Origin of the sequence: Allobosea sp. ASV33 (assembly GCF_016428755.1) — a bacterium.
In the GTDB taxonomy this organism is placed as follows: domain Bacteria; phylum Pseudomonadota; class Alphaproteobacteria; order Rhizobiales; family Beijerinckiaceae; genus Allobosea.
Genome location: NZ_JAELTI010000043.1, coordinates 25495 through 40977, shown reverse-complemented (window position 1 = coordinate 40977; position 15483 = coordinate 25495). Strand labels below are relative to the sequence as shown.

The 15483-nt window shown below is 66.5% G+C and carries 17 protein-coding genes; 13 read left to right on the top strand and 4 right to left on the bottom strand.

Annotated elements, in window-relative coordinates; all coding sequences use genetic code 11:
* Positions 1-82: 82 nt before the first annotated feature.
* From JHD80_RS14355 to JHD80_RS14345, 3 genes are all read left to right on the top strand, one after another.
* Entirely contained in the window at positions 83-274 is a 192-nt protein-coding gene (locus JHD80_RS14355) for a DUF2065 domain-containing protein (RefSeq protein WP_199088463.1), read from the top strand.
* Between the two features lie 161 nt (positions 275-435).
* Complete coding sequence (locus JHD80_RS14350) at positions 436-1953, top strand: DegQ family serine endoprotease (protein ID WP_199088461.1); 1518 nt, start codon at positions 436-438, stop codon at positions 1951-1953.
* 281 nt (positions 1954-2234) lie between these two features.
* Positions 2235-2576, top strand: a complete 342-nt coding sequence (locus tag JHD80_RS14345) for a DHCW motif cupin fold protein (RefSeq protein ID WP_199088459.1) — start codon at positions 2235-2237, stop codon at positions 2574-2576.
* A 149-nt stretch (positions 2577-2725) separates the two neighbouring features.
* Here the strand turns inward: JHD80_RS14345 and serB are convergent, their stop codons facing one another.
* A complete protein-coding gene (serB, locus tag JHD80_RS14340) occupies positions 2726-3613 on the bottom strand; it encodes a phosphoserine phosphatase SerB (RefSeq protein WP_199088457.1) in 888 nt (295 codons plus the stop codon).
* Between the two features lie 12 nt (positions 3614-3625).
* Between serB and miaA the strand changes: the two genes are divergently transcribed.
* Complete coding sequence (miaA, locus tag JHD80_RS14335; protein ID WP_349237269.1) at positions 3626-4552, top strand: tRNA (adenosine(37)-N6)-dimethylallyltransferase MiaA; 927 nt, start codon at positions 3626-3628, stop codon at positions 4550-4552.
* A 3-nt stretch (positions 4553-4555) separates the two neighbouring features.
* Here miaA and JHD80_RS14330 read toward each other — a convergent pair whose 3' ends face one another.
* Positions 4556-6019, bottom strand: coding sequence for a GGDEF domain-containing protein (locus JHD80_RS14330; protein ID WP_199088455.1), 1464 nt, complete (start codon positions 6017-6019; stop codon positions 4556-4558).
* Between the two features lie 325 nt (positions 6020-6344).
* Here JHD80_RS14330 and JHD80_RS14325 point away from each other — a divergent pair, with 325 nt between their 5' ends.
* The 6 genes from JHD80_RS14325 (at position 6345) to JHD80_RS14300 (ending at position 11714) form a co-directional block, all read left to right on the top strand.
* Positions 6345-8108, top strand: a complete 1764-nt coding sequence (locus tag JHD80_RS14325) for an acetolactate synthase 3 large subunit (RefSeq protein WP_199088453.1) — start codon at positions 6345-6347, stop codon at positions 8106-8108.
* Between the two features lie 141 nt (positions 8109-8249).
* Positions 8250-8960, top strand: a complete 711-nt coding sequence (locus tag JHD80_RS14320; RefSeq protein ID WP_199088451.1) for an aspartate/glutamate racemase family protein — start codon at positions 8250-8252, stop codon at positions 8958-8960.
* Positions 8957-9640 (top strand): glutathione S-transferase family protein, encoded by a 684-nt coding sequence (locus tag JHD80_RS14315; RefSeq protein WP_199088449.1) that lies wholly within the window; start codon positions 8957-8959, stop codon positions 9638-9640. The genes JHD80_RS14320 and JHD80_RS14315 overlap by 4 nt, the downstream gene beginning before the upstream one ends.
* 52 nt (positions 9641-9692) lie before the next feature.
* Complete coding sequence (gene ilvN, locus JHD80_RS14310; RefSeq protein ID WP_199088447.1) at positions 9693-10235, top strand: acetolactate synthase small subunit; 543 nt, start codon at positions 9693-9695, stop codon at positions 10233-10235.
* A 13-nt stretch (positions 10236-10248) separates the two neighbouring features.
* A complete protein-coding gene (locus JHD80_RS14305) occupies positions 10249-11502 on the top strand; it encodes an FAD-dependent monooxygenase (RefSeq protein ID WP_199088440.1) in 1254 nt (417 codons plus the stop codon).
* Positions 11499-11714, top strand: coding sequence for a hypothetical protein (locus JHD80_RS14300; protein ID WP_199088438.1), 216 nt, complete (start codon positions 11499-11501; stop codon positions 11712-11714). Before JHD80_RS14305 ends, JHD80_RS14300 begins: the two co-directional genes overlap by 4 nt.
* A 3-nt stretch (positions 11715-11717) precedes the next feature.
* Here JHD80_RS14300 and JHD80_RS14295 read toward each other — a convergent pair whose 3' ends face one another.
* Positions 11718-12263, bottom strand: coding sequence for a DUF924 family protein (locus JHD80_RS14295; RefSeq protein WP_199088435.1), 546 nt, complete (start codon positions 12261-12263; stop codon positions 11718-11720).
* Positions 12264-12405: 142 nt separating this feature from the next.
* On the opposite strand from JHD80_RS14295, the gene JHD80_RS14290 reads away from it, so the two are divergent.
* From JHD80_RS14290 to JHD80_RS14280, 3 genes are all read left to right on the top strand, one after another.
* On the top strand, positions 12406-13068 hold the full coding sequence (locus JHD80_RS14290) for a TetR/AcrR family transcriptional regulator C-terminal domain-containing protein (protein ID WP_465246524.1): 663 nt from the start codon (positions 12406-12408) through the stop codon (positions 13066-13068).
* Positions 13069-13082: 14 nt separating this feature from the next.
* Complete coding sequence (gene ilvC / locus JHD80_RS14285; RefSeq protein WP_199088433.1) at positions 13083-14102, top strand: ketol-acid reductoisomerase; 1020 nt, start codon at positions 13083-13085, stop codon at positions 14100-14102.
* Between the two features lie 334 nt (positions 14103-14436).
* Entirely contained in the window at positions 14437-14667 is a 231-nt protein-coding gene (locus tag JHD80_RS14280; protein ID WP_199088476.1) for a hypothetical protein, read from the top strand.
* Between the two features lie 220 nt (positions 14668-14887).
* Here the strand turns inward: JHD80_RS14280 and JHD80_RS14275 are convergent, their stop codons facing one another.
* Positions 14888-15277 carry a ComEA family DNA-binding protein gene (locus JHD80_RS14275; RefSeq protein ID WP_199088431.1) on the bottom strand — a complete coding sequence of 130 codons (390 nt, stop codon included), beginning with the start codon at positions 15275-15277 and terminating at the stop codon, positions 14888-14890.
* Positions 15278-15483: the final 206 nt, after the last annotated feature.

Sequence of the window (15483 nt, the reverse complement as noted above, 5' to 3'; positions counted from 1 at the left end):
GCGTCAGGACGGCCAGGCGGGCGCTCCGGCGACGCCTGCCCAGCCTGCGCCTGCCCGGCCCTGATCATGGCGAGCGACGCGGATGCTTGATTTCGTCGCGGCGCTCGGCCTGGTCTTCGCTATCGAGGGCATCCTCTTCGCCGCGATTCCGCATCTGGCGAAGGATGCCCTCCGTAGCGCGGCCGAAACGCCGGTGGACCGGATGCGGCTCATCGGCATCGGCTCGGCGGTTCTGGGCGTGATCCTGGTCTGGCTCGCGCGCGGCGTCTGGTAGACGGGGGCGCGCAGGCACATGATCGTGTTCGATGACATGATCGTGCGTCGCCCTTCCGCCGCATTTCGGAGTTCAATCATCGGGCGCGCCTGCTTGCCTTGCCGCACCAGGCGTGCATGCCTGCATCGATTGGCCCGCATTTTTCCGACATGAGGACCCCTATGGCATCGAACACCCTTTCCGCAGCCCGGCCTGTCCGCATCGCTCTCGCTGCCGGCGTCGCCGGCCTCGCGCTGCTGGCCTCGCCGGTGCTGGCGCCGGGGCATGCGCAGGCCAACACGCCGCTCCTGCAGGGGCAGACCTCGCTTGCCGATCTCGTCGACAAGGTCATGCCGGCGGTGGTCAACATCGCGGCGGTCACCACCAATGACACGAAGGGCCGCAACCTGCCGCAATTGCCGCAGCTCGGCCCCGACACGCCTTTCGGCGACCTGTTCGAGGAATTCTTCAACCGCCGCAACCAGCAGGGCGAGCGCCAGGCGCCGCAGCAGCGCCGCTCGCAATCGGCCGGCTCCGGCTTCGTGGTCGATCCCTCCGGCATCGTGGTCACCAACAACCACGTCATCGGCGACGCCAACGAGATCACCGTGATCTTCAATGACGGCCTCAGGCTCAAGGCCGAGGTTATCGGCAAGGACAGCAAGGTCGATCTCGCCGTGCTGCGCGTGAAGCACGACAAGCCGCTGCCTTCCGTCAAGTTCGGCGATTCCGACAAGATGCGGATCGGCGATCCCGTGATGGCGATCGGCAACCCGTTCGGCCTTGGCGGCTCGGTCTCCTCGGGCATCGTCTCGGCCCGCAACCGCGACATCAGCCAGGGCCCGTACGACACCTATATCCAGACCGACGCGGCCATCAACAAGGGCAACTCCGGCGGCCCGCTGTTCAACATGGCCGGTGAGGTCATCGGCATCAACACGGCGATCCTGTCGCCGACGGGTGGCTCGGTCGGCATCGGCTTCGCCGTGCCCTCGACGCTGGCGACGAATGTCGTCGACCAGCTCAAGGAGTTCGGCGAGACCCGGCGCGGCTGGCTAGGCGTGCGCATCCAGACCGTCGACGACGCCACGGCCGAGGCGCTTGGCCTTGGCACGGCGCGCGGCGCGCTCGTCGCCGGCATCGACGAGAAGGGACCGGCCAAGCCGGCCGGACTGGAGACCGGCGACGTGATCGTCAAGTTCGACGGCAAGGACGTGAAGGATTCGCGCGACCTGCCGCGGATCGTCGCGGCGACGCCGGTCGGCAAGGACGTGCCGATCCTGGTGATCCGCAAGGGCAAGGAAGAGACCAAGACGGTCAAGCTCGGCCGCCTCGAAGACGGCGAGAAGGTCCAGACGGCTGCGGCGAGCAAGCCGACGACCGAGCCGACCAAGCCCGCCGTGACCAGCGCGCTCGGCCTCGAGTTCTCGCCTCAGACCGATGAACTGCGCAAACGCTACACGATCAAGGACGGCCTCAAGGGCGTGGTCATCACCAAGGTCGATGCGAACTCGAACGCGGCCGACAAGCGCATCCTCGTCGGCGAACTGATCGTCGAGGTCGGCCAGGAGCCGGTCAACGCGCCGCAGGACGTGACCAAGCGGCTCGACGTGCTGAAGAAGGAAGGCAAGAAGTCGGCCCTCCTGCTCGTCTCGAACGGCCAGGGCGAAGTGCGCTTCGTCGCGGTGTCGATGAACTGAGCCTAGCGCCATCCAGGGAACGCGAAGGGCGGCCCAGTGGGCCGCCCTTTTTCGTTTCTTCGCCGATGTCGCGCGAGATTGAATCGTCATGCTCGCCCCTGTGGCGAGCATCCACGCCTTGAACGGGACGCTCGACCCCTGAAGACGTGGATTTTCGGGACAAGCCCGACCATGACGGGTGTGTTGCCTGATCCGCGATGGTGCGATTCCATCCGGGAGAGGCGCGCTCTAAACAGGGGCTGCGGTTTCCCGATGAGGGAAGCGCGCCCGGAGAGACCAAGATGAAGATCAGCGAAATCCCCTTCGTCACCACCGACTGGTCGACGATCCCGGTGGAGCGCCATGCCGGCGACAGCGGCGAGGCGACCTGGCGCGTCCAGCATTTCGGCCCGGAAGAGAACCGCATCCGGGTGCGGATGGTCGAGTATTCGCCGGGCTATGTCGCCGATCACTGGTGCTCGAAGGGGCACATTATCCTGTGCCTCGAAGGCGAGATGGAGACCACGCTCGCCGACGGGCGCGTGCTGCCGCTCCGTGCCGGCATGAGCTATCAGGTCGCGGACAATGCCGAGGCCCATCGCTCCGCGACGAAGACCGGCGCGAAGCTCTTCATCGTCGATTGATCGGCTGCTTATCAAACATAAGCGGGGTCATTCCGGACGCAGCGAAGCGGAGATTCGGGATCCATTCCTGAACCTTCGTCGGGAGTGCTCGGGCATGGATCCGGGTCTCCCTTCGGTCGCCCGGGATGACCCGCGTTAGGCGGGTAGGATCAGTTCCGCACGATCTCGCTGCCCGTATAGCCCTGGGCATAAAGAAGCGCGGTGAGATCGGCATGGTCGAGCCGGGCGTCGGCTGCCGCCGCCACAGCCGGCTTGGCCCGGAAGGCTGCGCCGAGCCCCGCCTCGCCAAGCATCGCAAGGTCGTTCGCGCCGTCGCCGACGGCCATCGTCTGCTCCGGCGTCAGCTTGAAGCGGGCGCGCAATTCGACGAGGGCATCGAGCTTGGCCTGCTTGCCGAGGATCGGGTCGGCTACTTCGCCGTTCAGGATGCCGCCATCGGCGAGCAGCGTGTTGGAGCGATGCTCGTCGAAGCCGATGGTCGCTCCGATCGGCCCGGTGAAGACGGTGAAGCCGCCAGAGACGAGAGCGGTATAGGCACCATTGGCCCGCATGGTCCTGACGAGTTCGCGCCCACCCGGCGTCAGCGTGATGCGGTCGCGGATGATCTCGCCGACAACGGCAAGCGGCACGCCTTTCAGCAGGGCGACGCGCTCGCGCAAAGCCGGCTCGAACTCGATCTCGCCGCGCATGGCGCGCTCGGTGATTTCTGCGACATGCTCCTTCAGGCCCACGACGGCAGCGAGTTCGTCGATGCATTCCTGGCCGATCATCGTCGAATCCATGTCGGCGAGGAAGAGCGCCTTGCGGCGCGTCGCCGCCGGCTGGACGATGACGTCGATTGGCGCGCCGTCCAGAGCGGCCCGGATATCGGCTTCGAGCTTGCGCGTGTCGGCCGCTTCCGCGAAGAGGTCGGCGGCGATCGCGCCATCGAGCACGGCGGTGCGGGCGATGCCGGGCACGGCGCGGGCGAGGCGGGCGAGCAGGGCGTCGCCGACGAGCGCCTGGCCGTGGGCGGATACGAGTGTGGCGACGAGCATGTGAGGAACCGGGTGAAGGCGGCAGGGCAATTCGGCGCGGTGCTCATCGCAGGTCCGACTGCGAGCGGCAAGTCCGCGCTGGCGATCGAGATCGCGCGTCGGACCGGCGGCACCGTCGTCAACGCCGATTCCATGCAGGTCTATGGCGACCTGCGCGTCCTATCGGCCCGGCCGAGCGCGGCGGAGGAGGCGATGGTGCCGCATCGCCTTTACGGACATGTCGATGGGGCATTGAACTATTCGGCGATGCGCTACGCCGCCGATGTGGCGACGCTGTTGCAAGAGCTGCGCGCGGCGGGCTCGCTGCCGATCCTGGTAGGCGGCACCGGGCTCTATTTCAAGGCCGTCACGGAAGGCTTTTCGGCGATGCCGCCGGTTCCCGAGACGGTGCGAGCCGCATTCCGCGTCCATGCCGAAGGGAGCGAGACCACGGCGCTGCATGCCGAGCTTGCGGCCTGCGACCCTGCCATGGCGGAGCGATTGCGGCCGACCGACCGGATGCGGATCATGCGGGCGCTGGAGGTCTTCCGGGCGACCGGGCGTTCGCTGGCGAGCTTCCAGGGCGAGCGCGAGCCGGGGCCTCTCGGCGGTGTGCCGACGCTGCGGCTGTTCGTGCATCCGGAGCGCGAGACGGTGAGGGAGCGGATCGACCGGCGCTTCGAGGCGATGATGTGCGAGGGCGCGCTCGACGAGGTCGCACGCTTGAAGCAGCGCGGGCTCGATCCGCTATTGCCGATCATGAGGGCCCATGGCGTGCCCGGCCTGATCGCCCATCTCGACGGCGAGATCACCCTGGAGGAGGCGATCCTGCGTGGCCAGGCCGATACGCGCGCCTATGCCAAAAGGCAGGTGACGTGGTTCCGCCACCAGATGGCGGGTTGGGAGGCGGTCGCGCCCGAGGCCGCGCTGGAACTGGCTGCTCGACGCCTGGAGCTCTGAGCGTCAGGCCGCTGCGGCAACGGATGGGGGCTCGGCCAGGCCGAGGCGATTGCGGCCCTCGTTCTTGGCGCGATAGAGCGCCTGGTCGGCGCGCGCGGTCAGCGATGCCAGCGCTTCGCCGGGATGCCGCGCGGCGATGCCGAGGCTCGCAGTCACCTTCAATGCCAGGGTTTCCGATACCGGCATGGAGCGGGTCAGGAGCGCGTCCTGGATCTGGCGCGCGCATGCCGCCGCGGAAGCCTGGTCGCAGCCCTGCAGGAGGATGCCGAATTCCTCGCCACCGAAGCGGCCGACCAGATTGCGATCGTTGCGGAACTGGCCGAGCAGCAGGTCGGCGAAGGCGCGGATCACCGCATCGCCGGCCGGATGGCCATAGGTATCGTTGACCTGCTTGAAATGGTCGAGGTCGACGATGATGAGGGCGAGGTCGCTGCCCTCAGCTTCGCTGGCGGCGATGGCGGCATTGGCCTTGTCGGTGAAAGAGCGGCGGTTGAGCAGCGCGGTCAGCGGATCGGTCTCGGCGAGGCGGCGCAGTTCGGTCTCGCGCTCCTCGCGCAGGCCGATCTCCTCGGAGAGGGCGCGGCGGGTGGCCCGCTCGCGTCCGATCTCCAGCGCCAGGGTTGCGGCGCGCATCTGCAGGGTCTGGTTGGCGACGGTCAGATCGGTGATGTCGGTCAGGGTCAGCAGGAGCCCGTCGCCGAGCGGGGAAATCGCGATCCTGAGCCAGGTCGTCGTGCCGTCGCGCGTAAAAGAGGCTTCGAGGGTGTCCGGGCGCTGTAGGTCGATCGCGTAGAGGCAGCGGCGCCAGATCGAGGTATCCGACAGGAAAGGCAGGCTCTCGCGGCCGTCGGTGTCGAGCAGATTGACGTCCGCGCGCCCGCTCAGTTCGGCGGCGCGCCGGTTGGCGGTGACAACGACGGCCTGCTCGATCCGATTGGCGCCGTCTCGAATGAAGCGCAAAGCAACGATGCCGCTGGGGGAGCTTTCGAGGACGGCATTGAGCAGGTCCTCGCGGAACTGCAGGGGGCGGCTGAAGGCGATGATGAAGCGGCGGCCGTCGCGCGTGACGGTCGGCAGGACCAGGCGTTCCCACAAGGCGACGCGCACGGCCTGGGTCGAGCGATGCACGGTGTAGAGCGGCCGGTTTTCGGCCAGGGCCTGGTTGAAGCTATCGATCGTGAAGCGGGCGACGCGCTCACGCATGCTCGAGAGCTGCTGGCCCAAGCGGGTGGCCCCGGAATAGCGCACGATCTCGCGTCCGAAATGTAGCCAGCGAAAGTCGTCTTCCCCAGTCGGCTCCAGGATCATCAGGTCATCGCCGAAATCCGGCAGCAGCGCGGCCGCGAGAGCCTCATAGGCCACGGCCTGGCCTTCGCTGCGATGGAGCGCGAAGCGACCCAGGATCTTTGCGATCTCCGGCGCATGCGCGCGCGCCGCAATATTCTCGGAGTGAACCTCGTAATACATAGCCGTCCCGGTTCGAGCGCGCTTACGCTAGGGCCGACGGATTGAAAAAGTGTTCCCTAAAGGCATGACATTTTCGGGACCGCGCGATCGGCCGCTCTTTAGCCATGTTAACGCTTGACCGGCCGTGCGCCCTTCGTTAGCGTTCGGCAACTTTAGTCAAGGAACATGTGCGCAATGCGCAAGCTTATTCTCGTAGAGGTGCGCTGGTAGGGGCCGGTTTTCGAACCGGGCGTCCCCGACGCCAGCGCACGCCCAGGCCCCTCCGAGGGCCTTTTTTATTGCCCGCGTTCCAGACAGACCAGAAGACCAGCCGCAGGAGAGCGTTATGAGCGAGATGATGACCGGAGCCGAAATGGTCGTCCGCGCGCTTCAGGATCAGGGTGTCGAGCACCTGTTCGGGTATCCGGGCGGCGCCGTACTTCCGATCTACGACGCGATTTTCCAGCAGGACAAGGTCAAGCATGTGCTCGTGCGCCACGAGCAGGGCGCTGTCCATGCCGCCGAGGGTTATGCCCGCTCCGGCCCGGGCAAGGTCGGCTGCGTGCTCGTCACCTCCGGCCCGGGCGCGACCAATGCCGTCACCGGCCTGACCGACGCGCTGCTCGACTCGATCCCGCTCGTCGTCATCACCGGCCAGGTCCCGACGCATCTGATCGGCTCCGACGCCTTCCAGGAATGCGACACGGTCGGCATCACCCGCTCCTGCACCAAGCACAACTACCTGGTGAAGAGCATCCACGACCTGCCGCGGATTCTGCACGAGGCGTTCTACGTCGCCGCCAACGGCCGCCCGGGCCCGGTCGTGATCGACATCCCCAAGGACATCCAGTTCGCATCGGGCTCCTACACCCGGCCGCGTGACAACCAGCACAAGACCTACCGCCCGGTGGTCAAGGGCGACCTGAACAAGATCAAGGCCGCGGTCGAGCTGATCGCTGGCGCCAAGCGGCCGGTCTTCTACACCGGCGGCGGCGTGATCAATTCCGGTCCGCACGCCTCGGCGCTGCTGCGGGAGCTGGCGCGGCTGACCGGCTTCCCGGTCACCTCGACGCTGATGGGGCTCGGCGCCTTCCCGGCCGCCGACAAGCAGTGGCTGGGCATGCTCGGCATGCACGGCACCTACGAGGCGAACCTCGCGATGCATGACTGCGACGTCATGATCAATATCGGCGCGCGCTTCGACGACCGCATCACCGGGCGCATCGACGGCTTCTCGCCACGCTCGAAGAAGATCCATATTGATATCGACCCGTCCTCGATCAACAAGACGGTCAAGGTCGATATCGGCATCGTCGGCGACTGCGCCCATGTGCTGGAGGACATGGTCCGGATCTGGCGCGAGACCGGCGCCCAGGTCGACAAGACCGCGCTCGCCGCCTGGTGGATGCAGATCGAGGGCTGGCGCGGCCGCAAGAGCCTCGCCTACAAGCGCTCGGACACGATCATCAAGCCGCAATACGCCCTGGAGCGCCTCCATGCGCTGACCAAGGATCGCGATACCTACATCACGACCGAGGTCGGCCAGCACCAGATGTGGGCGGCGCAGTACCTGCAGTTCCAGGAGCCGAACCGCTGGATGACCTCGGGCGGCCTCGGCACCATGGGCTACGGCCTGCCGGCGGCGATCGGCGTGCAGATGAAGCACCCCAAGGCGCTCGTCATCGATGTCGCCGGCGAGGCCTCGATCCTGATGAACATGCAGGAGATGTCGACGGCGGTGCAGTACCGTTTGCCGGTGAAGATCTTCATCCTGAACAACGAGTACATGGGCATGGTGCGCCAGTGGCAGGAGCTGCTGCATGGCGGGCGCTATTCGGAGAGCTATTCGCAGTCGCTGCCCGACTTCGTGAAGCTCGCCGAGGCCTATGGCGGCCACGGCATCCGCTGCGACGATCCGGCCAAGCTCGACGCCGCGATCATGGAGATGATCGAGACGCCCGGCCCGGTGATCTTCGACTGCCTCGTCGCCAAGGAAGAGAACTGCTTCCCGATGATCCCGTCGGGCAAGGCCCATAACGAGATGATCCTGCCCGATTTCGAGGGCGACACCGGCCAGATCATCGACGCCAAGGGCAAGCAGCTCGTCTGACGAAGCATCGTCATGCTCGGGCTTGACCTGAGCATCTCAGGCGGGGCGAGGCGCCAGTCCGTGCCTTTCCGTCGGGAGATTCTCGGGTCGAAGCTCTGCTTCGCCCGAGAATGACGGCAGCGGTGCGAGAAGGAAAACACCATGGCCACCATCGGTCTGATCGGCGGGATGAGCTGGGAATCGACTGCGGTCTATTACCGGCTGCTCAACGAGGGCGTGCGCGCCCGTGCGGGCGGGCTGCATTCGGCCGACGTGCTGCTGCATTCGGTCGATTTCGCACCGATCGCGGAAATGCAGGCCAAGGGTGACTGGGCCGCGGCCGGCGCGGCGCTGGCCGCGAGCGCGCGCCGCCTCGAACAGGCCGGGGCCTCCTGCCTCGTGCTCTGCACCAACACGATGCACAAGGTCGCGGACCAGATCATCGCCGCGACCAAGCTGCCCTTTCTCCACCTTGCCGACGTCACGGCGCAGGCGGTGCTGGCTTCGCCCTCGCGGCGGCCGCTTCTGCTGGCGACGCGCTTCACGATGGAACAGGGCTTCTATCGCGACCGGCTGAAGGCCTTCGGCGTCGAGGCGCTGGTGCCGGCCCCCGGGGAGCGCGACGATGTCCATCGCATCATCTACGAGGAACTGTGCCGGGGGCGGATCGAGCCGGAATCGCGCGAGCGCTATCGCGCCATCGTCGCACGCGCCGCAAAGGAGGAGGGCGCCGATGGCGTCATCCTCGGCTGCACCGAGATCGGCCTTCTGCTTTCGCAGGACGATGTCTCCGTCCCGGTTTTCGATACCACCGCGCTGCATGTCGCAGCGGCGCTCGATTTCGTCGATGAATGGAAGGCGGCCGCGGCATGAAGCTGTTGATCGGCAACAAATGCTATTCGTCCTGGTCGCTCCGGCCGTGGCTCCTGATGCGCGTGGCCGGCATCGCCTTCACCGAGCAGCTCGTGCCGCTCGATGAGCCCGGTTTCAAGGAGGCGGTCTTTGCCGCTGCGCCCGGCAGCGGCGGCACCCTGCCACTGGTCGTCGATGGCGATATCGCCGTCTGGGAGACGCTGGCGATCTGCGAATATCTCCATGACACCTATCCCCAGGCCGGCATCTGGCCGCGCGACAAGGCGGCGCGCGCCCAGGCTCGTGCCATCTCCAGCGAGATGCATGCGGGCTTCATGGCGCTGCGCAGTAGCTGCCCGATGAATCTGGGCAAGCGCTTCGCCGGTCGCGATCGCGGTCCGGGCGTCGCCCGTGACGTCGAGCGGGTCACCGGGTTGTGGCGGCAGGCGCGCGAGCGCTTCGGCGCCGGCGGACCGTTCCTCTATGGCGAATTCTCTGCGGCCGATGCGATGTATGCGCCGGTCGTCACGCGGCTGGATATCTATGGCATCGCGGTTGACCCGGTCTCGCAGGACTACATGCAGGCCGTGCTCGCGCTGCCCGCCTATCGCGAGTGGCTTGCCGCCGCGCTGGTGGAGCCCTGGATCGTAGCGCATGACGAGGTGGACGAACCGGCCCTCGTCGATCTCCGTAGCCACTGACTTATTCCATTTCCCTCGATTTCTCCGCTCCAACCCGCCTCACAGGTCCGCCATGTCGAAGCCCGCCAGCCATTATCCGAATGCCCCGAAGGCCCAGCCGACCGCGCGCCATACCCTGGCGGTGATCGTCGACAACGAACCGGGCGTTCTTGCCCGCATCGCCGGGCTGTTCTCGGGCCGTGGCTACAATATCGAGAGCCTCACCGTCTCCGAGACCGAGCATGAGAAGCATCTCTCGCGCATCACGGTGGTGACCTCGGGCACCGCCAATGTCATCGACCAGATCAAGGCGCATCTCGACCGGCTGGTGCCGGTGCATCGCGTCGTCGACCTGACCGAGCAGGGCGAGGCGATCGAGCGCGAGCTCGCGCTGGTCAAGGTCGTCGGCAAGGGCGACCACCGTGTCGAGGCGATGCGCCTTGCCTCGGCCTTCGGTGCGCGCGTGCTCGATGCCTCGCTGACCTCCTTCGTCTTCGAGCTGACCGGCGCGACCGAGGAGATCGAGCGCTTCATCAAGACGATGACGGCGGTGGGGCTGACGGAAGTCTCGCGCACCGGCATCGCCGCGATGAGCCGCGGCCCGGACTCGATGTAATCACGTTCCACCGGTGACACGCCGCTACGACATCGCGGTCGCCGGATGCGGACCGGCGGGCTTGGCCGCTGCCTTGCTGCTAGAGCGTGCCGGCCATCGCGTCACGCTGGTCGAGCGCTTCGCGATGCCCCAGCCGCTCGGCTCGGGCCTGATCCTGCAGCCGACCGGGCTCGCCGTCCTGCGCGAGCTCGGCCTTGCCGAGGCGTTGATCGCGCGGGGCAGCAGGCTCGATCGGCTTTACGGGCTGGGGTCGGCTGATGGCTCTGTCGTGCTCGATGTGCGCTATGAGGCGCTCGGAGCCGACGCCTTCGGTCTCGGCATCCACCGCGGCAGCCTGTTCGAGGGCTTGTTCGATGCGGTGGTGGCACGCGGCATCGCGGTCGAGACCGGCTGCGAGGTCACGGATGTCGAGACTGGCAGCGGCGGAAGTGTCTCACTCGTTCTGGACAATGGCCGAAAGCTCGGGCCGTTCGATCTCGCCATCGACGCGCTTGGCGCGCGCTCGCCGCTGCTCGGCCGGGCGTCGAAGCCGGTCAGGCAGCGCCCGCTGGCCTATGGCGCGGTCTGGGCCAATGCGCCGCTGGCGGATGGTTTCGATCCCCACGCGCTGGAGCAGCGCTATCAGCGGGCGAGCGTCATGGTCGGCGTGCTGCCGATCGGGCGGCGGGACGAGGATGAGACGACGCTCGCTTCCTTCTTCTGGAGCCTGAAGCCGGCCGATCACGGGCAATGGCAGGCGCGCGGCCTCGCTGCGTGGAAGGCCGATGTGCTCCGGCACTGGCCGCAGACGGCGCCGATGCTGGAGACGATCACGTCGGCTGAGCAGTTGCTGCTGGCCTCCTATCGCCACCATACCTTGCCGGTACCGGCCGGACGCGGGCTCGCCTTTATCGGCGATTCCGCCCATTCGACCAGCCCGCAACTGGGGCAGGGCGCCAATATGGGTTTGCTGGATGCCTATGCGCTCGCGAGTGCCATCAACGAGGCCGAAGACATCTCCGGGGCGCTCCAGCGCTATGCGCGGCTGCGGCGCCTCCATGTCCGGCTCTATCAGGTAGCGAGCCGCCTGTTCACGCCGTTCTACCAGTCCGACAGCTACCTGCTGCCCTTGCTCCGCGACCGGCTCGTGCCGCCCTTGGCGCGCCTGCCGGGGATCGACAGGCAGCTGGCCCTGCTCGTCGCGGGGCTGTATGGCGATCCCTTGCGGGCCTTGAAGCTGGGGCCGGCTTTCCCGGCTAATTCCACTCTTGCGAGCGTGAGGGCATGACGACACCGAGCCTCGAACAGATCGCACTTCTCCTTGGCATCGTCGGGCTCGGCTGCTTCGCCTGGCCCATCGTGATGCGCCTCTCCGGGAAGGGACGGGCTGAGGAACTGGGCAGCGGCAAGAGCCTGCGCTCGCCGCTGTGGTGGGCCGGCTTTCTTCTGACCATCGCGGCGATCTTCCTGCAGCGCATCGCCAGCCAGCAGGGCGGCTGAGGCTCAGCCGCTGAAGCCGCCCTCTGCGAGGAAGGCGCGCTCCTGCGACGTGGTCTCGCGCCCGAGCACGGGGTTGCGATGCGGGAAGCGGCCGAAATCGCGAATGATGTCGCGGTGGATCTCAGCATATTTCACACCGTCTGCATCATCGGCGGCGGCGCAGAGTTCGATGCAGCGCTCCTGGTCGGCGAGCCCCTCCGAATGCATGAAGGGCATGTAGAAGAAGCGCTTCTCCGGTGGCTGGTAGGCCTCGTCAAAGCCTTTCGCGATCGCACGCTCGGCGACTTCGACGGCTAGCGCATCGGTGGCGAAGGCGCGCGGGCTGCCGCGGAACATGTTGCGCGGGAACTGGTCGAGCAGGATCAGCAGCGCATAGACGCCTTCCGGGGTTTTCTCCCACTCTGCCAGCTTGCCCGCTGCCGCCGCCTCATGGGCCGTGAGGAAGCGGCTCGTGATCTCGGCGTCGAAGGCCTCGTCCTTGACGAACCATTTCTCGGGGCCGGCCTCGCGCCAGAAGCTGACAACGTCATGGGCGCTGGGCAAGGTCATGAAAGGCTCCGCTTCTCGAATTCCGATGGCCCAGAGATAATTCTCCTTCGGCCAACCGCCAGTCGCGAATAACGCTTGCGGGCCGTCCGCTGCTGCGATAGATGCCTGAACCGTAACGTACGGTACTGGATTTCTCCCGCCCATGATGCAGGCTGCCGCAGAGACGCAAGGCGAGGCGCTGACAGCGCGCCAGCAGGCCGTGCTCGATGCCGTGCTGAGCCTGATGGTCGAGAAGGGCAGCGGGCTCACCATGACCGCGGTCGCGCGGCGCGCGAGCTGCTCCAAGGAAACGCTCTACAAGTGGTTCGGGGACCGTGACGGTTTGCTGACCGCGACCGTGCAGTGGCAGGCTTCGAAGGTGAGGGCCGGCAATTTCGACCGGCAGAATCTCGATGCCGGCGCATTGCGCGAGAGCCTGAAGGGTTTTGCCGCGAACTGGCTGGAGGTGATCACCTCGCCGACCTCGATCGCGCTCAACCGCATCGGCATCAGCCAGGCGGCCTCGCGCGACGGCAATCTCGGTTCGATCGTGCTGGCCAATGGCCGCTTCGCCATCGGGGAGCGCCTGAAGCCCGTGCTCGATGCCGGGCGCGAGGCGGGGCTGCTCGCCTTCGACGATACCGAGACGGCCTTCCGCACCTTCTTCGGCCTCGCCGGCCGCGACGTCCAGATCCGGCTTCTGCTCGGCGACACGCTGACCTTGAGCCGGGCCGAGATCGCCGCCGATTCCGAGCGGGCGACCGAGCAGTTTCTCACCCTCTACGGCACGGACAACGATCCGGGCCGGAAGACGAACAACGCGTGACAAAGGAGACACCCATGCGCGTCTATTACGATCGTGATGCCGACATCAACCTGATCAAGGGCAAGAAGGTCTGCATCGTCGGCTACGGTTCGCAGGGCCATGCGCACGCGCTCAACCTGCGCGATTCCGGCGTCAAGGACGTCATCATCGCGCTCAAGGCCGGCTCGGCCACGCGCAAGAAGGCCGAAGAGGCCGGCTTCAAGGTGATGACCCCGTCGGAGGCTGCCAAGGTCTCGGACATCATGATGATGCTGACCCCCGACGAGCTGCAGGGCGACATCTATCGCGACGAGCTGCATGCCAACATGAAGGAGGGCGCCGCTCTCCTGTTCGCGCATGGCCTCAACGTCCATTTCAACCTGATCGAGCCGCGCAAGGACCTCGACGTGCTGATGGTCGCCCCGAAGGGCCCCGGCCACACCGTCCGTTCCGAGTATCAGCGCGGCGGTGGCGTGCCGACCCTGATCGCGATCCACCAGGACGCGACCGGCAACGCCCATGACCTCGGCCTGTCCTATGCCTCGGCCAATGGCGGCGGCCGCGCCGGCATCATCGAGACCACCTTCAAGGAAGAGTGCGAGACCGATCTCTTCGGCGAGCAGGTCGTGCTCTGCGGCGGCCTGGTCGAGCTGATCAAGGCCGGCTACGAGACGCTGACCGAGGCCGGCTACGCTCCCGAGATGGCCTATTTCGAGTGCCTCCACGAGGTGAAGCTGATCGTGGACCTGATCTACGAAGGCGGCATCGCCAACATGAACTACTCGATCTCGAACACCGCCGAGTACGGCGAGTACGTCACCGGTCCGCGGATCATTACGCCCGAGACCAAAGCCGAGATGAAGCGCGTGCTGACCGACATCCAGTCGGGCAAGTTCACCCGCGACTGGATGCTGGAGAACAAGGTCAACCAGACCTCGTTCAAGGCGACCCGCGCCCGCTACGCCGCTCACCCGATCGAGGAAGTCGGCGCCAAGCTCCGCGACATGATGCCGTGGATCAAGGCCAAGGCCCTGGTCGACAAGACCAAGAACTGAGCCCTTCCTTCGGCCGTCAGGCTCGGGCTTGGCCCGCGCATCTCGTGACGGAGGAACGCTCTTTCCGGTAAGACCTTCTCGGGTCGCTGCCCGGCAGCGCCCTCGGGAATGACGGACAGGGAAACGGGCTTCCCAGATTGATTCAAGGCGTTCCGGATCTGATTCCGGAATTCCACGTAATCATCTGATATCAAACGATAGTTGCGGTTGCGGGCGGTGGTCGAAAGGCCGCCGCCCGCTTTCTTTCAGAAGGCTCATCGGAACCGGTCCGGTAGCGAGGCGTTCCTCTTGCGGTGCAGGCCCAACAGGTTTGCGAGACCTCAAGGAGACGGTCATGACGGTCGATACCCGACCCAGAGTGCCGGTCGAGGATTTGGACAAGGCCCGCGGCGGCGATCCGATTCCGCCGATGCGCGCCGACGATCACAGCAATGCCGATCCCGCGGTCGAGACGCCGATCGAGGCGCGGCAGGGCTTTCTCGGCCGGCCGGTGCTGATGGTGCTGATCGGTGGGCTCGTGCTCGTGGCGATCGCGTGGTTCGCCGTGGAGAAGCTGGTCTACTGAGTGTCGCGAAACCGTTCGTGTTTGCCCGATAAAGGGGAGGCCGTGATGGAACATCTGCGTATTCTTGAAACGCCCATGGCGATCCGCGTGGTGATGGCGCTGTCGCTGGCGATGATGCTGGCGGTGATCGTCGGGCTGGTCTGACGCAACCGCTTTCCGAACCTGAATTGACAAAGCCTCCGGCGCCTGGCGCCGGAGGCTTTTCTGCGGGATCCGTCGATCAGAAGGTGATCTTGTCCTTGATCTCGGCCTCGACATTGGATGGCAGGGTGCCGCGTTTCACGAGGTCGGCGAAATCCTTGAACTTCGCCTTGCCGCGCTCCTCGATGATCTTCTTGGAGCGGGCCTCGCCGATGCCCTTGAGCGTGTCGAGCTCGGCGGCGGTGGCGGTGTTGATGTTGATCTTCTTGGCCTGGGTGGCGGCGGGCTGCGCCGCGACCGGGGTTGCCGGCTTCACCGCCGGGGCGGCCTGCGTGGCGGGTGCTGCAGGCGCGGTGACGGGCGCGGCCGGCTTGGCGGCGGAGGGAGCCGGCGTCGCGGTCTGGGCGAAGGCCTGGCCGCCCATGGCGGCAAGCGCGACGAGGGGGATGAGGAAACGAGACATCGTCATGACTTAAGACCTCATGGGTCGGCCCGGAAACGTCGCATCCGCCGGGGGCCGGGCCCCTCCGCCGGACGACGCTGGCGGCGTGGGGCCGTTCAGCGTGTCGCGCCGGGCTCGCCGTGGGGACGTGCCGCGATGCGACGACGCGAATAGGCGCCTTTCGATTTGAACGGACTCCGAATGGCGCGTTCACCGGGCAGTCAGGTTTCCGG